The sequence below is a fragment of the Desulfobaculum sp. SPO524 genome (genome assembly GCF_044987625.1).
Lineage (GTDB): Bacteria > Desulfobacterota > Desulfovibrionia > Desulfovibrionales > Desulfovibrionaceae > Desulfobaculum.
This window is the reverse complement of sequence record NZ_JBJDSB010000001.1, coordinates 894,986-916,933: the sequence shown is the minus strand read 5'-3', so window position 1 is coordinate 916,933 and position 21,948 is coordinate 894,986. Positions and strand designations below refer to the sequence as shown.

The window sequence follows — 21,948 nt, the reverse complement described above, 5'->3', positions numbered from 1 at the left end:
GCGGTGGTGGAAATGATTTTGTGGATGGGCCGCCGGGCCGAGTAGAGGCGTGATGCGGGCGTTCTAAGGTGCTGCGGGCATGATGAAGCCGCTCCGGATGGGGCGGCTTGTGTTTTGCCGTTAGCGTAAAACCACGTGGTACCCGGCAATGCGCAGGTCGTCGTCTGACACATGCTCGAACTGCGGGTGCAGGGCGCGCCGGGGCAGGGGCGGGCCGTCGTGGTGGCTGGTGCTGCGGACCGTGACGGCAAAGCCGCAGGCGTCAAAGAGCTTTAGCATTTCCGAGGGCGCGATGCGGTTGGTGTAAAATCCGGCCGTGGCGACTCCGGGACGCTCCCAGAAGGCGTCGCCAAAGCGCAGGTTGTTGCGGCCCCCGCCAAGGTGGTCGCGGAAGTCCACCTGATGCGAGCCCACGCCGCCGGGGCGCTGGATGCGCCGCAGTTCGCGCATGGTGTCCGTAAACTCATCACGGCGGATGTGCTCCAGCACGGCGTTGGAAAAGACAAAGTCTGCGCACTTGTCCGGGAGTTCGCGCAGGGAGGCGAGGCCCTCGGTCAGGTAGACGGCGGCGTTGGCGCGCAGGTAGTCGTCCCGGCTGGCAGGGGGCGTGTGGGCTTTCGCATCGCCAAGGGCGGCGGCGAGGGCGGCGTAGGTGTCCGCGTCCGTTGCGGCAAAGTCTCCGGCATCCACAAGGATGGTCCGCCCCGCTCCGGCGCGCCGGGCCAGCAGTGCGGTGGACAGGGCGTCGCCGCAGCCAAGCTCAAGGCAGGTGAAATCCGGGGCCGGGGACTCGTACGCCGCGAAATGGGTGGCAAACACCTGCTGGGCGTGGACGGGGTCGTCCATGGCGCCGTGGCGAAAAAGGCCCATGCGCCGCCAGAATCCGTAGGGGATGTTCAGCCGGGTCAGCAGGAGCTTTGCGCCCATTTTGGCCCACCAAGGCAGAGCCATGCATGCCTCCCATGCAAATGGTTTTCAGGAGTTATGCAAAGGATATAGCACGCCTTGGGCGTAAAGGGCTATGCCTTGGGCGCGCCGGGGTGCCGCTCCTGCGCAGAGGGCGCGTGGCGTTCGTGGCCGGGGCGCGCCTGCCGCAAAAGGGTGGTCCCTCTGCGGCGCGCCTGCCAAAAACCGCCCCGCGCCTGTCCGGCGGGCCGTGTTGGAGTGCAGGGCGCCGCTTCGGTTCGGGCTGGCTGTGTATGGTGTGGTTTCGGCGTGGTTCTAGGAGGCGAAGGGGTCTTCCACCTCGGTGACGCCGGCATCGTCAAAGGTTGCCATGGCGTTGTAGGCGTGGGCCGCGCCGCGCAGCAGGCTCATAGCCACTGCCGCGCCCGTGCCCTCGCCAAGGCGCATGCCAAGGTCCAGCAGCGGGCTGGCCTGCATGGCCTGCATTGCCTTGCTGTGCCCCGGTTCGGCTGAGGCGTGGCTGAACACGCAGTAGCCCGCAACGGCGGGGCACATTTTCCACGCCGCCACATACGCCGCCGAGGAGATAAAGCCGTCCACCACCAGTACCAGACGTTGCGCTGCGCCGCCGATGATAAGCCCGGCAAGGGCGGCGATTTCGTAGCCGCCAAGGGCCGCCAGAATATCCAGCGGCTGCCCTGCGGCAATGGTGGGCGCGTGCAGGGTCAGCGCCGTACGGATGACGGCAGCCTTGCGGGCTGCGGCGTCTTGGCAAAGCCCCGCGCCCGGTCCGGTCAGCTCCTCCGGGTCCATGCCGAAAAAGGCGCAGTACAGCGCGGTGGAGGGGGTGGTGTTGGCAACGCCCATCTCTCCGGTGCCAAGGGTGCGGTAGCCCTCGGCGCGCGCTTCGGCGGCAAGGTCCGCGCCCAGCAGAATGGCGCGGATGCAGTTCTCCCGGCTCATGGCCGGACCTGCGGCGAGGTTGTCCGTGCCTTCGGCAATTTTGCGTTGGATGAGGCGTGGGTGCTCGGGGAAGGGACCGCCAAGGCAGCCCGCGTCCACGGCCTTGAAGTCGATGCCGTACACGTCCGTCAGGGCATTGATGCCGCCGCCACCGGACAGGAAATTGGCCATCATCTGCCGCGTCACCGCCTGCACCGATGGGCTGACGCCCTCGGCATGCACGCCGTGGTCGCCGCCGATGGTGTAGATACGCGCCGGGTCCATCTGCGGCGCGCCGCCCTGAATGCAGTACATCTGCGCGGCAAGGTCCTCCAACCGGCCAAGGCTCCCCGGCGGTTTGGTCAGGGAGTCCAAATGACGGCGGGCGTGTGGCTCAAGCGCCCAGTCCACGGGGCGGACGCCGCGTATGAGGGCGTCAAGACGTGAAGGCATGCGTATCTCCTGAAAAAGGGCTGTTGCCGTGTGACGTGGCAATGTGGAACGGCGCGGGGCACTGCATACATGCGTCCGTTCGGTAATGCAAAAAACCGTCGGCTGGGCGGCATTGACAGCCCGGAGTGAATGTATAGTGTGACTGATACGCTGGCCGGGGGAACCCGGCGCGCTCCGCAGCGCAGTAGCGCGGGACGGCAGGGCCGTCCACGGGAGCGCGAGGGCGTCAGACACACCCGGTCCATTCCGGATTATCCCAAGGAGTATGAATCAGATGACCAGTCAGCTCAAGACGGCCCTTTTGCTGGGCCTGCTCACGGGCCTCATCCTGCTGCTGGGCGGCGCGATGGGTGGCCGTGGAGGCCTGTATGTCGCCTTTGTTCTGGCACTTCTCATGAACGTTGGCAGTTACTGGTACTCGGACCGCATCGTCCTGTCCATGTACGGCGCGCGGGAATTGTCGCCCGCAGACGCGCCGGGCCTGCATACCATGGTGGAGGACCTTGCCCGTAACGCCGGGCTGCCTAAGCCCCGCATCGCCATCATTCCGCAGGAGGCCCCCAACGCCTTTGCCACGGGCCGTGGCCCGGAACATGCGGTGGTCGCGGTGACCGAGGGCATTATGCGTCTGCTGTCGCCCGAGGAACTCAAAGGCGTTTTGGCCCATGAGATGGGCCACATTAAAAACCGCGACATTCTTATCCAGAGTGTGGCCGCCACCCTTGCCGGCGTTATTATGTATGTTGCCAGCATGATCAAGTGGGCGGCGCTCTTTGGCTTTGGCGGCAGTGACGAGGAAGACGGCGGCAACCCCATTGCGGCCATTGGGCTGGCCATTATCGCGCCCATCGCCGCCATGCTCATCCAGATGGCCATTTCCCGCTCGCGCGAGTACCTCGCCGACCAGACCGGGGCGCAGCTTTCCGGCACGCCGCAGCATCTGGCGTCCGCGCTGGAGAAGCTGACGGCATGGAGCCAGCGCGCGCCCATGCAGGATGGCAATCCCGCCACGGCGCATATGTTCATCGTCAATCCCTTCACGGGGCAGCAGGTGATGCAGTGGTTCAGCACCCATCCGCCCGTTGAGGAACGTGTCAGCCGCCTGCGGGCCATGGCGGGAGGACGCTAGGCATGGGCCGTGCGGCAATGACGCGATTTGCGGCCTGTGTGCTGTGTCTGGTGGCGCTGGCTGCGGCCCCTGCCGCCGCCGGCGCGAAGGACGACACCCTGCGCATGACGCCTGTGGTCCGCGCAGTGCAGGCCGTGTCTCCCGCCGTTGTGAACATCACCACCGCCAAGGTGGTGGAGCGCGACGTGAACCCCTTTGGCGGGCTGTTCAACGACCAGCTCATGAATCCCATGCTGCGGGAGTTTTTCGGCTCCCGCGGGAAGCAGCGGTTCACCCGGCAGAGTCTTGGGTCGGGCGTTATCATCGATGGCCACGCCGGGCTGGTGCTCACCAATGCCCATGTCATTATGGGAGCCACGGAAATCAAGGCCCGGCTGCTGGACGGCCGCGTCTTCGATGCCGAGCTGGTCGGCTCCGACCCGGACTTTGACCTTGCGGTGCTGCGTCTTGATGCCTCGGGCGATTTGCCGCAGGTGCACCTTGGCGATTCGGATAACCTGCTCATGGGCGAGACCGTTATTGCCATTGGCAACCCTTTTGGGTTTTCGCACACTGTGACCACGGGCGTCATTTCCGCCCTGAACCGCACCGTGCGCACGGAGCACGGCGCGTACACGGACTTTATCCAAACCGACGCGGCCATCAATCCCGGCAACTCCGGCGGCCCGCTCCTCAATATCTACGGCGAGCTTATCGGCGTGAACACCGCCATTCAGGCCAATGCCGAGGGTATTGGCTTTGCCATTCCCATCGACAAGGCCCGCCGCGTTGTGGACGAGCTGGTCAGCGTTGGTACGGTGCAGCCTGTATGGCTGGGCCTGAGCGGCCAGAGCGTGGACCAGCCCACGGCCAGCTACTTTGGTCTGGACGCCGTAAAGGGCCTGCTGGTGACGGAAATCTTTGACGATACCCCCGCCAAGGAGGCGGGTCTGCGTCCGGGCGACCTTGTCCTGAGCTTTGACGGCAACCCCGTGCAGGACAAAGAACGTTATCTCGAATACCTGCGCAACTACACGCGCGGCGAGGATGTGACCTTGACCATACTGCGTCAGGGCCGCACGGGCGAGGTGACGCTGAGTGTCCGCGCCTTCCCTGCCGAGCGTGCGCGGGCCATGGCGTGGGCGCGCTGGGGCGTGGAGGTGCGCGAAAGCGGCGGGGCGCTTGCCGTGGTGCGTGTGCGCGGCGGCAGTCCGGCGGAGAAGCTGGGCCTGCGCGCCGGCGACGGGCTGGTGAAGGTGGGCGGAATGCGCCTTGGCCGCATGTCGGACTTTGTACACGCCTTTATGCGGTACCGTATGCAGAACGCATTGCTGCTGCTTGTCCGCCGGGGTGAGCGGGGCTACTACGTCCGCCTCAGGATTTAGGAATACAGGGCACTGCGTGTGCATTTGACGCGGAAAATGCGCCCAGGAGCAAGGCTGGAACGCTTCTTGGTCTTGACACCCGGGTAGGCAGGAGATATTCGGTTGTCCCTGGATGCCGTGACCGCACTCGGTCAGGGCATTGCAGCGTCCCCCGGGACGCGCTGGGAGGAAGCATCTTTTTCCGGCAACGGGAAAGAAAATCAAATCGGAGGTATACGATGGGTTACAAAGTTATCGTGGACAATGACAAGTGTGTTGGTGATGGCGAATGCGTCGACGTGTGCCCTGTTGAGGTATACGAAATGCAGGACGGCAAGGCCGTGCCCGTGAACGAGGAAGAATGCCTCGGTTGCGAATCCTGTATCGAAGTCTGTGAGCAGGACGCCATCACGGTCGAGGAAGAGTAGTCCACTCTTTTCTCGATTCGAGACAGACGTTTTTGAAAGGGAGCGGTGCCGGATAGTGCCGCTCCCTTTGTTATACCAAAGGGGTAACGGACTCCGGCCCCCCGCTGGACACGCGCTTTTTTTCGCGCCCCCTCTCGACAATTCGTGTGAAGACATTAGCTTTCGGGGTATTGAACCAAACGAAAGCGTCCGGACCTGCCTGGGTCCGGGATCAGGGTGGAGTAGACCATGAATCTGGATTTCAGCGAAATTTTTGAGAAGTACGAGGCGATTGTCGCCGAAGTGGATGCGGTCTTTGAGAAAGTGAAGGCCGAACATGGCGACTGCGTAACCTGCAGCGTCGGGTGTAGTGACTGTTGCCACGCGCTCTTTGATCTGAGCCTTGTGGAGGCCGTGTACCTCAACACGAAGTTCAACGAGCGTTTCGAAGGCCAACAGCGCAGCGACATCCTCGACCGCGCCGACGAGGCCGACCGCCAGACCTACCGCGTGAAGCGCGAGGCGTTCAAGGCCTCCCGCGATGGCGCGCTGGCCTCCGAAATCATGGAGATGGTCTCCAAGTCCCGCGTGCGCTGCGCGCTGCTCAATGATGAGGACAAGTGCGACCTGTACGACTTCCGTCCCATCACCTGCCGCCTGTACGGCATCCCCACCGCCATTGGCGGCCGCGCGCATACCTGCGCCAAGACCGGGTTCGAGGGCGGCAAGCAGTACCCCACCGTGAAGGTGGAAAAAATTCAGGACCGCCTGATGGAGCTTTCCAGAGAACTGGCCGAGTCCATCAACACGTCCTATGCCCAGCTCTCCGACATGCTGGTGCCGCTGTCCATGGCCCTCATGAACACCTACGATGCCGAGTTCCTTGGCGCGCAGGATGAAAAGGCCAAGGCCGAGTGCGCCCCGTGTGCGGCCCCCGCATCTCCCGAGCAGCCGACTGAACAGCCTGCCGAACAGCCCGCCGCCCCCGGCTCTGCCGCTTCAGCAGCTTTTGAGGGGGCACCCTCCTGCGATAGCTGCGGCGAAGCCCCCGGCTCCAGCGCCTGCGATACCTGCGGCGGTGGCACCGTTTGGGAGATTGGCGGGGAGAAGAAGTAAATGGACAAGCTGACCCCCGATCAGGAAGAGCAGAAGCGCTTCATGTATGAGAAGATGTCGCCACGGCGGCGCAAGTTCATCGACCGTATGGGCTACGACAAATGGAACCCGTTCCAGAAGCCCTTCGACCCCATGGACATGCGCCGGGACGACACCAATCGCACCATCGAAGTTCTCGTCAAGCAGTTCCTGCGCGAGCAGGGCCAGTATCAGAAAGTTGGTGCGGGCTACAGCCGTGGTGCGCTGGAAGTGGCCATGGGCATCGTCAATAAGGACGAGCGCTATCGCGCTATGTATGACTTTTGTGTGTGGTATTCCGACCTCTTGCGCCGCGAGGGCAAGGGTGAGATGAATTGGGAACATGAATAATCCGGGCCTTTGGGCCTGGAAGACCAAGGACGCAACATGAGCACTCAAGCCAGAAACGTTGACGAGTATATTGCCGAGCTTTCCCAGCAGATCGCGACGAACCCGCAGTGTGCCAGCCACCATTACAATCTGGGTGTGGCCTACCTGCATAAGCGCATGTGGCAGGAAGCCGAAAAGTCCTTCCGCGAAGCAGTGGACAACTCCCCCCGCATGGCCGAAGCCTACGTCCAGCTTGGTGGCATCTACCTGCAGCGCGGCGACATCGACGGCTGCCTGAACATGAACAAGATTGCCAAGGGCTGCCGTCCGCAGTTTGCCGTGCCCTTTGCCAACATGGGCTTCTGCTACCTGCAGCAGGGCGACGTGGACGCCGCTATTCAGAATCTGACCAAGGCCATCAACCGCGACCCTGACTATGTGCAGGCCCTCGCGACGCTGGGCAGCGCCTACCTCACCGACAAGCAGTACGACGAAGCCCGCAAGGCGCTGAATAAAGCCCTTGAGCTGGCCCCGGCCTTCGGCCCGGCATGGAATAACCTGTGCCTGCTGGAGCTGGAGCTCGGCAATATCGAAAAAGCCCGCGAGTACGCCGCCAAGGCCGAAGAGACCGGGTATGAGTTGGCCGAAGAGGTCAAGAAGGAACTGGAGGCTGAACAGGCGTAAGGGAGGTTTCCCATGGCCGGTTTTCGTAGGACAAAGGAGCGCATCCGCACACTGCTGCGTGGTGACGATTGGCAGGATGGCATCAGGGAACTGGAGGACGAGGCAGGTACCCCCCTTGTGGGACCGCTGTTCTCCCTGCTGCTCGACCGGGACGAAATTGTGCGCTGGCGAGCCGTAACGGCCCTTGGGGCTGTTGTGGCCAGCATGGCTGACACGGATATGGAGTCCGCCCGCATCGTGATGCGCCGCTTTATGTGGCACATGAACGAGGAGTCGGGAAATATCGGATGGGGCATCCCCGAGTCCATGGCCGAGACCATGGCCCGGCACCCCCGTCTTGCCGAAGAGTTCCATACAAAACTGGCCTCGTATGTTCAGTGCCCGGACTGTCTGGGCGACGATAATTATATGGATCATCCGCCTCTGCGGCTGGCGGTCTATTGGGGATTGGGGCGGCTTGCGCAGGCTCGCCCCCAGCTTGTTCAAAACGCGCTGCCTGAGCTTGAGGCCGCCGTGCAGAATGAGGACAGTCCCGCAGCCCGCGCCGCCGCGTGCTGGGCCATAGGCCGCGTTGGAACGGCTGACAGCGTCAACGTGCTTCGTCCGCTTGTCGAAGACGCCACGCCCGTCACCCTGTTCCGCAATGGCAGGCTGGAGGATACCACCCTCGGGGCTGTTGCCCGCGAGGCGGTTGATGCACTGGCTTCCTGACCGCAGGGGGCAGACAAGGAGAGACCCGTGAAGGACGAAAGAGGCCTTTACTACTACCCCAGCATGCAGACCCACGACGTGCGCATGTATGTGCGCGCCACGGAAGCCGGGGATATTGAGTTCCGCATGTGGCACAAGTCTATGCCCGAGGTGTGGGAGAAGCACGAGTGGATTCCCATCGACGTGGTGAAAGCCGCGGCGGATATGTACGACCACCCGGACCGCAATCCCGTTGCTCTGTACGATTTGGACATCGCCAAGCGCCTCATTGCCGAAGGCAAATAGCCCGGTCCATATGACGCATTCCAGCGCCCCCGCAGCATCTGCTGCGGGGGCGCTTTTTTTCGTGGCCGGGCGCTTGCCGGGCGTATGGGAGCGGGCAAAACGGTGCTTCACCGCAGGCCCGGAAGGCGGCGGACGCAACAGCGCAGCCACAATGCGCCGTGGTCGGGGAGGGCGTGGGGGCGCACAGCGCAAAGGTGGCGGCGTAGCGGGGCCGGAGACGGCAGAACTCGCGCGGGGCAGGGGAGGAAGGCCGGGACAGGGTGGTGAATGGTGCGCGGGTGTAGGGCCTTAGGCGGCATATGCTGCGCGCCGTAGGATGGACCGCAAAGGGGCTTTCCATAACGCAGGAGGAGAGGCGCCTGCGTCTTGCCGTGGAGTGCAGGATGCTGGCGTCGGTGCAGTCCGGCGCGTGTGCATCTTTGAAAGGGGCAGCGCGCCTGTCTGAGGGCTGCTGGTTAGGCGCAGAAAAGGGTGGTTTGTGATTTCGTGGCCGAACGGCGCCCAGGAGGCTTGGGAAATCAGGCACAAGCGTGGGGCAGTTATTTTTCGTGTTGGGAGCTGGCAAAAATGGTTGACTTCTTATTGGTAACGATTACTATTAAAACCATGACGAGAACGCGAAAGCCGTCATCCCCATTCGGGGGGCCTCATAGGGAGGCGAAAGTATTCACACGACTGGAGATATCCGTCCGGGGCGGCCGCAAGGCCGCCTGACACCACAAGGCGAGAGAGGCCGTCCTCGCCTGGTCCGCCGCAGGGGCGCACCACAGGATGATGGCCAAAAGGAGGACACCATGGGAATGCTGAAGAGATTTCGTGATTTGGAAATAGATTGGGAAATGGAGCCCGCGGACGCCGTTGCGCTGTACCTTGAGTGGGGCAACACCGGCTACGGTGGCAGCTACGAAAACCGTGTGCGTTCCAAGAACGATTATTCCAACTATTTCGTGGTGTACAACTGGGAGGACAAGCCCAAGGTCTGTCTGGTCCGGCGCAACTCCGAAGGCGCAGAAGACCTCGCCTGTTTGATCGTTCCTGATGATATGGGGCGGCGCTTCCAGGACGAGGTGGGCGGCAACAAGGGCGTCTACCCCCTTAACGGCGAAATTCGCAACTGGCTGGAAACCGAGCTGTACTCGTAACCAGCAACACACTGCCAATCAGGCGGGGATGGAGTAAACTCCATCCCCGCTTTTTTTATGACAATATGCCAGCGTGCATTTATGAGCCGGTGGAATAATTGCGGTGGTGGCGACTTCGTCAGACTGCGGCACTACGATGTCGAGTAGCCTACTTGGGTTTGTGGGCGGCGTAAGAGCATGATTGCACATTCAAGTCGCACGGCGCGAAAAACTTTCGAAGTGCGGTGGAATTTCGGTGTGCTGTGACGCGTCTGTCACGAAACGGTTTGTGGTCCGCAATGGACGCGACAAGAAAAAGAATTGCGTTGTACAGGATTCGTTGTACAAGAGGTTTTGGACGAAATGCGTTGGGTGCATCGCCGGAATAAGTCCGCAACACCCTATGTTGCGGGTGCAAAAGACCGTAGAAAATTCGTGTTGATTGTCCAATCTGTACGGGCATTTTGGGTTGACAAAGGTTGGGAATCTTCCTAGCGTCGCTTAGGATTATTTATGAGAATGTGAATACGTTCACGACGTGTGAATGCCGCCGCCATGTTTCGGCGAAGCGCGAACGGCAGGGAAAAGGTGCTGTGATGCGCTTTTTTGGTTCGCGGGCGGCTCGTGTTGATGAGGCTGAACCACATTCAAAGACAATGGAGGTAAAAGAATGGCAAAACATGCAACCCCATTGTTGGACCAATTAGAATCTGGGCCCTGGCCTAGCTTTGTGTCCGACATCAAACAGGAGGCCGAGCGCCGCCACGCCAACCCCGACAACCTTGAGTACCAGATTCCGGTCGACGCATGCGACGACCTGCTTGGTATTCTCGAAATGTCCTACGAGGATGGCGAAACTCACTGGAAGCACGGCGGCATCGTCGGCGTGTTCGGCTACGGCGGTGGTGTCATCGGCCGTTATGCTGACCAGCCTGAGAAGTTCCCCGGCGTTGCTCACTTCCACACCGTTCGTGTGAACCAGCCCGCTGCAAAGTACTACAAGACCGACTACCTGCGCCAGCTCATGGATCTGTGGGACTTCCGCGGTTCCGGTCTGACCAACATGCACGGCTCCACCGGTGACATCGTGTTCTTGGGTACCACGACTCCTCAGCTCGAGGAGATCTTCTACACCCTGACGCACGAGCTGAACACCGACCTTGGTGGCTCCGGCTCCAACCTGCGTACCCCGGCTGCTTGTCTCGGTCAGTCCCGCTGTGAGTTTGCGTGTTACGACACGCAGGAGCTCAGCTACAACATGACCCTGGAATACCAGGACGAGCTGCACCGCCCGGCGTTCCCCTACAAGTTCAAGTTCAAGTTTGACGGTTGCCCGAACGGCTGCGTTGCGTCCATCGCTCGCTCCGACTTCTCCGTCATCGGTACTTGGAAGGACGACATCAAGATCGACCAGGAAGCCGTTAAGGGCTACGTTGCTGGTGAGATCATGCCTAACGCAGGCGCTCACTCCGGTCGCGACTGGGGCAAGTTCGACATCCAGAAGGAAGTCATTGACCTCTGTCCTACCGGCTGCATGAGCTGGGACGGTTCCAAGCTGTCTATCGACAACAAGGAATGCTACCGCTGCATGCACTGCATCAACACCATGCCCCGCGCACTGCACATCGGTGACGAGCGCGGCGCATCCATCTTCATCGGCGCTAAGGCTCCGATTCTCGATGGCGCACAGATGGGCTCCCTCCTGGTTCCCTTCGTCAAGGTCGAAGAGCCCTTTGACGAAGTTAAGGAAGTTGTCGAAAACCTGTGGGATTGGTGGATGGAAGAAGGCAAGAACCGTGAGCGCATTGGTGAAACCATCAAGCGCCAGGGCTTCCCCAAGCTGCTGGAAGTCGCCGGTATCAAGGCCGATCCTCGCCACGTGCAGGAACCCCGTTCCAACCCCTACATCTTCTGGAAAGAAGAGGACGTCGAAGGCGGTTGGGATCGCGACATCAACGAATACCGCAAGAGACACCAGAGATAGGGGGTTTACACAATGGCATTCATTTCCGCTGGTTACAATCCCGACAAACCGATGGAAGACCGTATCAGTGATATCGGTCCTCGCAAATACGAACAGTTCCTGCCGCCGGTCATCGCCAAGAACAAAGGCACCTGGCTGTACCATGAGATCATCGAGCCCGGTCTTCTCATGCACAAGGCCGAGAGTGGCGACGAAGTCTACACCGTGCGTGTCGGCTGCGCCCGCCTCTGCTCCGTGACCTACGTTCGCGAGATCTGCGACATCGCTGACAAGTACTGCGACGGTTACGTCCGTTGGACCACCCGTAGTAACGTTGAGTTCATGGTTGAAGACCTTGAGACCGCTAAGAAGCTCAAGGAAGACCTGAACAGCCGTAAGTTCGACGGTGGCTCTTACAAGTTCCCCGTTGGCGGCACCGGCGCCGGTATCACCAACATCGTCCACACGCAGGGTTGGGTGCACTGCCACACCCCCGCAACGGACGCTTCCGGTACCGTTAAGGTCGTCATGGACGAACTCTTCGAGGAGTTCGGTGCTCACAACATGCCCGCTCCCCTGCGCATTGCGATGGCTTGCTGCCTGAACATGTGCGGCGCGGTGCACTGCTCTGACATCGCCATCCTCGGCTACCACCGCAAGCCCCCGATCATCGACCACGAGTACCTCGACAACCTGTGCGAGATCCCGCTGGCCGTTGCCGCTTGCCCCACCGGCGCTATCCGTCCCTCCAAGCACGAGCTTGAAGACGGCCGCACCGTGAAGACCGTTGCCATCAAGCAGGAACGCTGCATGTTCTGCGGTAACTGCTACACCATGTGTCCTTCCCTGCCGCTTTCCGATAAGGAAGGCGACGGCCTGGTCATCATGGCTGGTGGTAAGATCTCCAACCGTATCAGCAACCCCAAGTTCTCCAAGGTTGTTGTTGCATTCATCCCCAATGAGCCTCCCCGCTGGCCTTCCCTGGCCAAGGTGATGCGTCAGATGGTGGAAGCCTACCGCAACGGTGCTCGTAAGTACGAGCGTCTGGGCGACTGGGCCGAGCGCATCGGTTGGGAACGCTTCTTTGAAGCTTGTGGCCTGGAGTTCTCCGAACACCTGATCGACGACTTCCGCGATCACGCCTACTACACTTGGCGCCAGACCTCGAACTTCAAGTGGTAAAACACGCTTGACAACAGGGGCGTGGACTTCGGTCCACGCCCCAATTACCTAGGAGAGGTGCTTTATGGCTCTCGACGTAGCTGAAGCCAAACAGCAGATTGTTGAATTCTGCGAATCCAAGAAGAAGACCAAGTTCTACTTCAATGACTTCCTGAAGATTTTCCCTGATGCCAAGGCCCGTGAGGTCAAGAAAATCCTCACCGCTTTGATCAAGGACGAGACCCTCGTGTACTGGTCTTCTGGTTCCACCACCATGTACGGCCTGAAAGGTGCTGGCAAGCAGGAAGAAGCCGAGCACGAAGAAGGCTAAGCCTTTCGGCCTCCTGCTCTGCAAGCCTATGCAGACCATGGTGCTTGTGCCTCCCAGAGGTGCAGTGACCGATTTTTAAGCCGATTCTCCGGGCCGCTCTTTTGCGCGGCTCCGAAGGATCGGCTTTGTTTTAGGAGTTCTCCCGTGACCACGCCCTCCCTTCCGCGTCTTATCGTCTCCGGGTTGTCCGGCGGCGCCGGCAAGACCATCAATTCCCTCGGCCTCGCCCGTGCGTGGGCAGAAGCCGGGCGCACCGTGGCCCCGTTCAAAAAAGGCCCGGACTATATCGATGCCGTGTGGCTGGGCCTTGCCGCACGCGGCATCTGCGCCAACATCGACCCGTTCTTCATGAGCGAGGACACCATGCGCTCGCTCTTTTGGGACCGCGCCGCCGGGGCCGATGTCGCCATCCTTGAGGGCAACCGCGGCCTATTCGACGGCATGGACACCGAAGGCTCATGCTCCACGGCCTCCGTGGCGCGCGCACTGGAAACGCCTGTTCTCCTTTCCCTCGACTGCACGAAGATGACCCGCACCGCCGCAGCCGTGGTGGCTGGCGTCTCCGGGTTTGAGCCCGGTGTCCGCCTTGGCGGCGTTATCCTCAACCGCACGGCAGGGCCGCGCCACCGCGCCATTTTGCGCTCTGCCATCGAGCATTACACGGACGTACCCGTCCTCGGCGCGCTTCCCAAAATTTCGCCGGATCCTATTCCGGAGCGCCACATGGGCCTTGTCTCCAACCGCGAGTACGCCGGGCAGGAGGACATCCTCGGCAACCTCGCCCGCATTATGCGCGAGAACACCGACATGGACCGCATCTGGGCCATGGCGCAGTCCGCCCCGGCCCCGTCGCAAGCCATTGCGCCGCTGTGGCCGGATGCCCCTGCCGCGCAGGACGTCACCATCGGCTACGTCCGCGATGCCGCCCTGTGGTTCTACTACGAGGAGAACCTCGAAGCCCTGCGCCGCGCCGGTGCGCACCTCGTCGAGCTGTCCCTTCTGTCCGATGCGCCGTGGCCGGAGATTGACGGCCTGTACCTTGGCGGGGGCTTCCCCGAGACGCTCGCCGCTGACCTGTCCGCTAATACGGCCATGCTCCAGTACGTGCGCGGACTTGCCGAGTCCGGTCTGCCCATTTACGCTGAGTGCGGAGGCTTTATGTATCTCACGCAAGGGGTGACCTATGAGGGCACGGACTACCCCATGGCGGGCGTGCTGGATGTGCATACGGAGTTCCGCCCGCATCCGCAGGGGCTGGGGTACATTGAGGCCCGTGTTGAGCGCGAGAATCCGTACCATCCCGTTGGCGCGGTTGTGCCCGGACATGAATTCCACTATTCCGCGTGCGTGACGAACGCCCCTTCGGCGCATCCCACGGTCCTCGCCATGGAGCGGGGCAAGGGGACCATTGACGGGCGGGACGGCATCGTCAAAAACAATGTTTTTGCCGGGTACGCCCACATCCACGCCTTTGGCGCGCCATGGTGGGCGCCCAATTTTGTGGCGGCTGCGCGGCGGTTCAAGGACGGTTCGCGGCCGTAGTGCTTTGGAAACGGATACAGGTATGAGAATAGCCATTTTTTCAGATATTCACGGCAATGTGGACGCCTTTCGCAAGGTGCTGGCGGATATTGACGCACAGCAGGTGGACGACGTCATCGGCCTTGGCGACAACGTGGGCTATGGCCCGGACCCCAACGAGTGCGTGGCGCTGTTGAAGGAGCGGGGTATCACCTCCGTCCTTGGCAACCACGAGCACGGCCTGCTGCGCGAGCGGCACCGCGTGTGGTTCAACCCCAAGCCGCGCATTGCCCTTGAGGTGACGGCGTCCCTCTTGTCCGACGAGACCTTTGACTACATCGCCTCCCTGCCGCGCGTGGTGCTCCGCCACGGGCTTCGGTTCGTGCACGGGTATCCGCCGGACAGCCCGTATTATTACCTCTACGCCGCGGACGACGCCAAGCTGCGCAAGACCTTCTCACGCATGCCCGAGGACGTGTGCTTCCTCGGCCACACGCATTTGCTGGAGCTTGTCACCAATGCGCCAAGCGGCCCCACGCGTCAGGACATCGGCGAGGGCGACCATCAGTTGGACGCCGGGGTGAAGTATCTGGTCAACGTTGGCAGCGTGGGCCAGCCGCGCGACGACTTCAACCGCAAGGCCAAGTACGTCATCTACGACACCGAGGCGCGCATCGTCACCGTCCGCTACGTGGCCTACGACGCCCGCCCCGTGGCTGAAAAGATGAAGGCGCAGGGCGTGCCGGATCAGTTCGCCGACATGCTTCTCGGGTAGCCTATGCGTAGCATCGGCGGGTACAGGATTCACGGACGCCTTGGGCGTGGCGGCATGGGCGCGGTCTACAAGGCCGCAAAGCCCGGCAGTCCCCTTGTGGCCCTCAAGGTGCTGGACCCCGCCGAGATGCTGGAGGCCATCACCGGCATGGAGGAGTTGGAGCGGCGTTTTCTCGCCGAGGCCGAGATTATGCAAGGTTTCCGGCATCCCAACATCGCCCCCGTGGAGAGCGTGGGGCGTGATGCCTCCGGGCGGCCGTTTTTCACCATGGAGTACTGCTGCGAGAACGTCGGCGCGCTCATCGGCGAGACCTACCGCGTCGAAGACCCGTCCCGCGTGCTGGCCGTGGACCGCGCCGCCGACATTGCGCTCCAGACTCTCAGCGGCCTTGGTGAGCTTCATGCCCGCAGCGTTGTTCACCGCGATGTGAAGCCCTTTAACCTGCTTCTCGCCCCCGGCCAGGCGGTGCGCATTATTGATTTTGGGCTGTCCAAGCTCCGCGGCGAGCGCATTCGTCTGCACGGAGCAGAGCAGGTTGGCTCGCCGTTTTACGCCGCTCCCGAGCAGGAGGCGGCCCCCGACGCTGTGGACGGGCGGGCGGACCTGTACGGCGTTGGCGTCATGCTTTACCGCATGCTCACCGGACGGCTTCCCGAGCTGTTCGAGCAGGAGCCAAGCGCTCTGAACACCGACCTCGACGGTCAGTGGGATGCGCTGCTGCACCGCGCCACGCATCCCGACCCCGACCAGCGGTTTGCCAGCGCGCAGGCCATGGCCGACGCCATCACCGAGGCCGTCCGCAGTTGGGCGGAGCGCACGCAAGCCAGTTGCCGTCTGCCCGGAGAAGCGCCAGACGAGGAGTTCCTTACGCTACCGTGGCAAGCGCCGCTGCGCCGCGACCCCGTGCACACTGGCCCCAAAGTGCGTCCTCAGGATTTGGGGCTCGATGCCCTGTGGCGGCCCGAGGCCTACTGCGCCAATGATTTCACTGCCCACGGCGCCGAGGTGCACGACGCCGCCACCGGTCGCGTCTGGCAGCAAGGCTGTTCGCCCGAGGCGATGGACTGGCCTACGGCCCACGGCTATGTTGACGCGCTTAATGCGCGTCGTCCCGCAGGTGCCTCCGCATGGCGGCTCCCCACCGCGGAGGAGCTTTTGTCCCTCGTCGAGCCGGTGCAAAAGGGGCGCGCCCAGTGTGCGCCGCCGCTTTTCAGCACCGTGTGCAGGCGTCTGTGGTCCGCGGACCGCAGGACCTACGCCGCCGCGTGGTACGCGGATATGGAGCTTGGCTTTCTCGGTGCTCATGACATGACCTGTATGAACTGGGTTCGCGCCGTACGCGACGCGTAACGCGCCCAAGGAGGCGGTATGTCCATCACATTTTCCGAGTTGGCTCCCGGTCACGTTGCCGCGCTTTCTGCGCATATCGACGCCGTGTTCGACGCTTGCGTTGCGCCCGAATTCACCCCCGCAGGGGCGCAGGAATTCAAGCGCTACAGCACGCCCCAGAGCCTTGGCGAACGTCTCGGCAGTATCAGCCGCATTTTCGTGGCCCACAGGGGGGACGAGCTTGTCGGGTCCCTTGAGGTGCGCGGCGGCTCGCACATTGCCATGTTTTTTGTGGCCGGGAACTGGCAGCGGCAGGGCATAGGCCGCAAGCTCCTGCGCTGGGGCGTCAGCCAACTGCGCGCGCAGGCCCCGGACCTCGGCGCCCTGACCGTTAACGCCTCGCCCAACGCCATGGGCGCCTACGAGGCCTACGGCTTTACTCCGGACTCCCCGGAGCAGGAAAAGAACGGAATTCGCTTCACCCCCATGACGCTTGCCTTCGAGGGCACCGGCGCATGGGTGGTGCAGCCGGAACAAGACGCATAACAAGGACGTGGACGAGACGATGGCACAAGAAGTACGTACGCATTGCGAACAGTGTGGGACCTGCTGCCGCAAGGGCGGCCCGTCCCTGCACAAGGATGATGTCAGGCTTTTCAATGAAGGCATCCTCGGCTTTGGCGACGCCGTCACCCTGCGGCGTGGCGAGTTCGTCAACAACCAGCTCACCGGTGCCTACGAGGCGCTGGAAGAGGAAATCGTCAAGCTGCACGGCTCCGGCCTCTCTTGGGTGTGCGCGCAGCTGAATATCGACGACAACACCTGCCTCATCTACGAGAACCGCCCCGTCGAGTGCGCCGCCCTCAAGTGTTGGGACGTTTCGGACCTTGAAGCCGTCTACGCCAAGGACCGCATCACCCGCGCCGACCTTATCCCCGAAGGGCATCCGCTGCTCGAACTCATCGACACCCACGAAAAGGAGTGTCCCTACTCGCGCCTCGAAGCCGCCTGTCTCGGCTTCGTCAACAACGACCTCGGCGCAGACAAGGCCATTCTCGACATGGTCGATTACGACCTCAGCTTCCGCTCCGCCTTCCGCGACAAGACCGGAGCCTCCGCAGAGGAATGCGACTTCCTCTTCGGACGCCCGCTCTATCGCACCATTCGGCAGTACAATATCGACATCGTCACCAAAGACGGCCGCTCCGAAGTGCGCCGTATGAAAGGCGCCGTCGCCTAGGTTTTCGCTTCCCACCCGCGCTGCGCATAAAGCCATACGGCGGGTGCGCAGGAGAACGACGCGCGGCACGCTCCACAACGGGGCGTGCCGCTTTTTTTTGTGGTGGTGGGGTGGCAGTTGGTGGCAGGTGGGAGGGGAGGCAGTGGGGAAGAGGTGTGCCTCCGGCGGCTCAAGGGCCGTGGGCCCTTGAGAATCCCGAGTGCGCACAGACCGGTTGCCTTTGGATGGGACAGTCGTCACCCCTGACGGCTCTCGTCCGTTGGGATGGGGAAGAGTTTTTTTGGGGGGGGCGTTGGCGCTGTGTAGGGGCGGTGAGAATCCCTGTTTGAAGTGTGTACGAAGAAAAGACACAAGAATCCGCCCGCCCACCCTTATTTTCGGGGCGGCTTCCGCCCCGAAAATCCTGGGGATTCTCAAGGGTATCATACCCTTGAGCCGCCGGAGGCTCTCTTTATTTCTTTGCCCCTTCGTCCTTTCAGGTCGAACGAGCTAAGAGCTAGAGCCGCCGGAGGCAAAAAAAGGGTGGCATCACCACCCCCTTGAGACCTCAAAAGACTTCGGCTTGGAACCAGAAGATATTGGCGTCTGGTTTGGTCCAGGCGTCTGGTGGCAGTCCGGCTTTGTTGCAGGTGTGTTGGAGAAAGGTCAGGCGGTCCCATCCCCATTCGACGGGCACTTGAGGCAGGAGCAGTCCGGAGCGGCCGGCGTGTTGGATGAGCAGGCCGTGTGTACCGACGCGGATGAGGTCGGGGTCTGGGCAGAGGGTGAGGGGGCTGAGGATGGAGATTTCTATGGTGACGGCGTTGAATTCTTCGGTGGTGAGTGGCGGAAAGCGCGGGTCATTAAAAGCGGCTTGCAGGGCCATGGCGTGAATGGTGTCCCACAGGGGCTTGTCGCCGATGACGTGGCCGATGCAGCCGCGCAGTTGGCCGTCGATGGTGAGGGTGACGAATGCGCCGAGGTGCTCGGTAAGGCGCTGTGTTGGGGCGTCGCCGGGGTCGGCGTCGGCGCCGCTGAGGTGGCTGGCGATGGTGTGATGGACGAGGTCCTTAAGGGCCCGCTTTTCGTCGTCTGTGAGGCTGAATTGGAATGTGTCTGGCATGTGGGTGCCTCCGGTGGTGTTTCGTGGCGGACAGGGCGCGCGAGGGCGCTGTGGAGGCGATGATAGCAGGGGCGGGGGAGGCTGGTCTAGGGGGGGCTGGTTTGGGGGGCACTGGGTTGGCGGGGGCGGCGCGTGCCCTGCACCACGCTGGGCGCAGGGCGCGGCCAACTAGCGGATAACGAGGCCGGGTTCGACGGCGTCGCTTGAGATCGTAATATTGATGTTGCTGAGAATTTCGCGCAGGTAGGAGGTTTTCTCCTTTGGCTGCTCGACGAGGGCGACGGGCTCGGTGATGCCGCAGATGGCTTTGAGTTCATCCACGGCGTCTTCCATGCCGCCGAGTTTGTCCACAAGGCCGAGCTGAAGGGCTTGGCGGCCTGTGAGGGCGCGTCCGTCGGCGATGGCCTGCACGTCTTTGATGTCCATGTTTCGGCCTTCGGCGACGGCGGCAACGAACTGCTGATGCATGTCGTTGACGATAGCCATGAGATAGTCGCGTTCGGCTTCGGTCATGGGCTTGAAGGGGGAGCCTGCGCCTTTGAGTTTGCCGCTGGCGAGGCTTTGGCGTTTGACCCCAATTTTTTCCATCAGGTCCTGCACGTTTGAGAGCTGCATGATGACGCCGATGGACCCGGTGAGGGTGGAGGGGTTGGCGACGATGAGGTCGGCGGGTGCGGCGGCGTAGTATCCGCCGGAGGCCGCGACCGAGCTCATGGAGACCACCACGGGTTTGTATGTGGCCAGACGGCCGACGGCCCGCGAGATTTCCTGCGATGGGGCGACAGCGCCGCCGGGTGAATTGATGCGCAGAAGGACGCCTTTGATGTTGTCGTCTTCGCGCAGGGTGCGGATCCAGGTATTGGTCCGCTCCGCGTCCGTAATCATGCCGTCAATGCGGACGAGGCCGAGGCTTTCGTCGGTTGCGGCGCCTCTCCCGTCACCCAGCCACATGCGAAAAGCGGCCGTGACCCCCGCAAAGAGGATCACGGCCGCCACTATCAGCGTGAAGCCGAAGATGAAGGGATGCTTCTGAGAGAAGTTACTTCTTGTCTGCATCCTCGAATTCAGCCCTCAGCAGGTCGCCCAGGTTGGTGCCTGCGGTTTCGCCGGTGTTGGAACGGAACTCCTTAGGAGCACTCTTCCGATCCTCTTCGGTCTTGAGCTGCTTGATGGACAGGCCGAGGCGGCGTTCGTCTGCGGAGACGTGGATGACCTTGGCCTGAATGGCGACGCCTTCCTTGAACATTTCAGAGGGAGACTTCACCTTCTTGCGGCTGATCTCGGAGACGTGGACCAGACCTTCGATGCCTTCCTCGACCTCAACAAAGAGACCGAAGTCGGTGATGTTGGTCACAGTGCCTTCGATGATGGTGCCTTCGGGGTAGCGATCCGGAACCATGAGCCACGGATCTTCAGCGAGCTGCTTCACACCGAGGGTGAACTTCTCAGCGTCCTTGTCGACGGTGAGAACCTTGGCCTGAACGGTGTCGCCCACCTTGTACAGCTCATTGGGGTGACGGATCTTCTTGGTCCAAGAGATGTCGGACACGTGAATGAGGCCGTCGATGCCGTCTTCGATGCCGATGAACATACCGAATTCGGTGATGTTCTTGATGGTGCCCTCAAGGATGGTTCCTTCGGGGTACTTTTCGGCAACGAGATCCCAAGGATTGGGATTGACCTGCTTCATACCCAGGGAGATGCGCTTCTTGTCGGGGTCGACACCCAGGATGACCACGTCGACTTCGTCGCCGGTGTGGACCATCTGGGAGGGATGACGGAGTTTGCGGGTCCAGGACATCTCGGAGATGTGCACCAGGCCTTCCACGCCTTCTTCCAGCTCGACGAATGCGCCGTAGTCCACCAGGTTGGTGATGCGGCCATTGAAGCGTTCGCCTTCGGGGTACTTGGTTTCGATGCTTTCCCACGGGTCGGGCACAAGCTGCTTCATACCCAGGGAAACCTTCTGGTTGTCCTTGTCGAAATTCAGGACCTTCAGCTCAAGCTCGTCGCCCAGGGAGACCATTTCCTTGGGGTGCTTGATGCGGCGCCAGGACATATCGGTGATATGCAGCAGACCGTCGAGGCCGCCGAGGTCGACGAACACGCCGTATTCGGTGATGTTCTTGACCTTGCCCTTGAGCACCTGTCCTTCTTCCAGAGTGCCGAGGAGTTCCTGGCGCTTGGTTTCGCGCTCTTCTTCGAGGAGCACGCGGCGGGACACGATGACGTTCGAGCGGCGGCGGTTGATCTTCAGAATGCGGAAATCGAATTCCTGATCCACCAGGGCGTCCATGTCGGGGACGGGACGCAGGTCAACGTGGGAGCCGGGCAAGAAGGCCTCGATGCCACCCAGGTCCACAGTGTAACCACCCTTGATGCGGCGGATAATGCGGCCCTTGATGGTGTCGTTCTTCTCCTGAATCTCTTCGATGGTATCGAAGAGCTGCATGCGCTTGGCCTTCTCACGGGAGAGGATGATGGTGCCTTCGGACTCGTTCTTACGAACGACGTAGACATCCACCTTTTCGCCCACGGAGACGGTGACGGTACCGTCAGCATCCAGGAACTCGGAAGTGGGGATTTGTCCTTCGGACTTGAAGTTGACGTCCACGAGGACGTTGTCCTCGTCAACCTTGACAACTTCGCCGGGGACGATGCTGCCCTCCCCAAGATCGCCGCAATCGGCGATGGGAAGGTACTGTTCCAGAGCATCCTCAAAGCTGACTTCGTCGGCAGACAGGATGTTTTCCATTTCTTCGGTCGTTGCTACCATGTGTTACCTCCAACAACAATAATCCGCGCTACGTATCAGACCCGTGCCCCGCATGCAAGCCAAATATTTTCTCCGCTCGTGCGGGAAAGGTGCGGGAGGCCCGGTGCGATGCATGCCGGGCTGGTCTGATTACTGGGCAGTCTTGAGTGTATAGTTGATTGGTCGCGCCGCGTCCATAACATGGAAGTGCATTTTGGTGAAATGCATTGCCCTTCGTGAGTCCGTGGCACTGTATACCGTTGCCCATTTCCGCTTTTGGCGGGGTGATGCGGGCGTTGATATGCAGTCTTCCCGGGCTGGTGCAC

General features: G+C 61.8%; 22 protein-coding genes. 17 read left to right on the top strand and 5 right to left on the bottom strand.

All coding sequences use genetic code 11. The features are described from left to right. Window positions 1-120 precede the first annotated feature (120 nt). Together ACI3L3_RS03810 and cobT are read right to left on the bottom strand one after the other, a co-directional pair. Entirely contained in the window at window positions 121-951 is an 831-nt protein-coding gene (locus ACI3L3_RS03810; RefSeq protein ID WP_404843766.1) for a class I SAM-dependent methyltransferase, read from the bottom strand. A 270-nt stretch (window positions 952-1,221) separates the two neighbouring features. Further along, on the bottom strand, window positions 1,222-2,301 hold the full coding sequence (gene cobT, locus ACI3L3_RS03805; RefSeq protein WP_404843765.1) for a nicotinate-nucleotide--dimethylbenzimidazole phosphoribosyltransferase: 1,080 nt from the start codon (window positions 2,299-2,301) through the stop codon (window positions 1,222-1,224). Between the two features lie 274 nt (window positions 2,302-2,575). On the opposite strand from cobT, the gene ACI3L3_RS03800 reads away from it, so the two are divergent. From ACI3L3_RS03800 to ACI3L3_RS03720, 17 genes are all read left to right on the top strand, one after another. Further along, window positions 2,576-3,430 carry a zinc metalloprotease HtpX gene (locus tag ACI3L3_RS03800; protein WP_404844115.1) on the top strand — a complete coding sequence of 285 codons (855 nt, stop codon included), beginning with the start codon at window positions 2,576-2,578 and terminating at the stop codon, window positions 3,428-3,430. A 2-nt stretch (window positions 3,431-3,432) separates the two neighbouring features. Next, on the top strand, window positions 3,433-4,794 hold the full coding sequence (locus ACI3L3_RS03795; RefSeq protein WP_404843764.1) for a trypsin-like peptidase domain-containing protein: 1,362 nt from the start codon (window positions 3,433-3,435) through the stop codon (window positions 4,792-4,794). A gap of 218 nt (window positions 4,795-5,012) precedes the next feature. Continuing rightward, entirely contained in the window at window positions 5,013-5,201 is a 189-nt protein-coding gene (locus ACI3L3_RS03790) for a ferredoxin (RefSeq protein WP_404843763.1), read from the top strand. A 228-nt stretch (window positions 5,202-5,429) separates the two neighbouring features. Further along, a complete protein-coding gene (locus tag ACI3L3_RS03785) occupies window positions 5,430-6,296 on the top strand; it encodes a YkgJ family cysteine cluster protein (RefSeq protein WP_404843762.1) in 867 nt (288 codons plus the stop codon). Beyond that, window positions 6,297-6,665: a hypothetical protein gene (locus tag ACI3L3_RS03780; RefSeq protein ID WP_404843761.1), complete on the top strand. Its 369-nt coding sequence runs from the start codon at window positions 6,297-6,299 to the stop codon at window positions 6,663-6,665. Between the two features lie 36 nt (window positions 6,666-6,701). Then, window positions 6,702-7,328: a tetratricopeptide repeat protein gene (locus ACI3L3_RS03775; protein WP_404843760.1), complete on the top strand. Its 627-nt coding sequence runs from the start codon at window positions 6,702-6,704 to the stop codon at window positions 7,326-7,328. 12 nt (window positions 7,329-7,340) lie between these two features. Then, window positions 7,341-8,039 carry a DVU0298 family protein gene (locus tag ACI3L3_RS03770; RefSeq protein WP_404843759.1) on the top strand — a complete coding sequence of 233 codons (699 nt, stop codon included), beginning with the start codon at window positions 7,341-7,343 and terminating at the stop codon, window positions 8,037-8,039. 27 nt (window positions 8,040-8,066) lie between these two features. Then, window positions 8,067-8,324: a hypothetical protein gene (locus ACI3L3_RS03765; RefSeq protein WP_404843758.1), complete on the top strand. Its 258-nt coding sequence runs from the start codon at window positions 8,067-8,069 to the stop codon at window positions 8,322-8,324. A gap of 800 nt (window positions 8,325-9,124) precedes the next feature. Beyond that, window positions 9,125-9,466 carry a DVU0772 family protein gene (locus tag ACI3L3_RS03760; RefSeq protein ID WP_404843757.1) on the top strand — a complete coding sequence of 114 codons (342 nt, stop codon included), beginning with the start codon at window positions 9,125-9,127 and terminating at the stop codon, window positions 9,464-9,466. 649 nt (window positions 9,467-10,115) lie between these two features. Continuing rightward, window positions 10,116-11,429 (top strand): dissimilatory-type sulfite reductase subunit alpha, encoded by a 1,314-nt coding sequence (gene dsrA / locus ACI3L3_RS03755; RefSeq protein ID WP_404843756.1) that lies wholly within the window; start codon window positions 10,116-10,118, stop codon window positions 11,427-11,429. Between the two features lie 12 nt (window positions 11,430-11,441). Then, window positions 11,442-12,590 (top strand): dissimilatory-type sulfite reductase subunit beta, encoded by a 1,149-nt coding sequence (gene dsrB / locus ACI3L3_RS03750; protein ID WP_404843755.1) that lies wholly within the window; start codon window positions 11,442-11,444, stop codon window positions 12,588-12,590. Between the two features lie 64 nt (window positions 12,591-12,654). Continuing rightward, window positions 12,655-12,900: a dissimilatory sulfite reductase D family protein gene (locus tag ACI3L3_RS03745; protein WP_404843754.1), complete on the top strand. Its 246-nt coding sequence runs from the start codon at window positions 12,655-12,657 to the stop codon at window positions 12,898-12,900. A 144-nt stretch (window positions 12,901-13,044) separates the two neighbouring features. Further along, on the top strand, window positions 13,045-14,442 hold the full coding sequence (locus ACI3L3_RS03740) for a cobyrinate a,c-diamide synthase (protein ID WP_404843753.1): 1,398 nt from the start codon (window positions 13,045-13,047) through the stop codon (window positions 14,440-14,442). A gap of 22 nt (window positions 14,443-14,464) precedes the next feature. Further along, complete coding sequence (locus tag ACI3L3_RS03735) at window positions 14,465-15,196, top strand: metallophosphoesterase family protein (RefSeq protein WP_404843752.1); 732 nt, start codon at window positions 14,465-14,467, stop codon at window positions 15,194-15,196. A 3-nt stretch (window positions 15,197-15,199) separates the two neighbouring features. Then, the gene (locus ACI3L3_RS03730) at window positions 15,200-16,546 is read left to right on the top strand and encodes a protein kinase domain-containing protein (protein WP_404843751.1); all 1,347 of its coding nucleotides are present in this window, start codon (window positions 15,200-15,202) and stop codon (window positions 16,544-16,546) included. Between the two features lie 18 nt (window positions 16,547-16,564). Further along, the gene (locus tag ACI3L3_RS03725) at window positions 16,565-17,071 is read left to right on the top strand and encodes a GNAT family N-acetyltransferase (protein ID WP_404843750.1); all 507 of its coding nucleotides are present in this window, start codon (window positions 16,565-16,567) and stop codon (window positions 17,069-17,071) included. A gap of 19 nt (window positions 17,072-17,090) precedes the next feature. Then, a complete protein-coding gene (locus ACI3L3_RS03720) occupies window positions 17,091-17,765 on the top strand; it encodes a YkgJ family cysteine cluster protein (protein ID WP_404843749.1) in 675 nt (224 codons plus the stop codon). Between the two features lie 547 nt (window positions 17,766-18,312). On the opposite strand, the gene amrA is transcribed toward ACI3L3_RS03720, so the two are convergent. From amrA to ACI3L3_RS03705, 3 genes are all read right to left on the bottom strand, one after another. After that, window positions 18,313-18,867, bottom strand: coding sequence for an AmmeMemoRadiSam system protein A (amrA, locus tag ACI3L3_RS03715; RefSeq protein ID WP_404843748.1), 555 nt, complete (start codon window positions 18,865-18,867; stop codon window positions 18,313-18,315). A gap of 168 nt (window positions 18,868-19,035) precedes the next feature. Beyond that, a complete protein-coding gene (sppA, locus tag ACI3L3_RS03710; protein WP_404843747.1) occupies window positions 19,036-19,923 on the bottom strand; it encodes a signal peptide peptidase SppA in 888 nt (295 codons plus the stop codon). Next, entirely contained in the window at window positions 19,907-21,643 is a 1,737-nt protein-coding gene (locus ACI3L3_RS03705) for a 30S ribosomal protein S1 (protein WP_404843746.1), read from the bottom strand. The genes sppA and ACI3L3_RS03705 overlap by 17 nt, the downstream gene beginning before the upstream one ends. Window positions 21,644-21,948 lie beyond the last annotated feature (305 nt).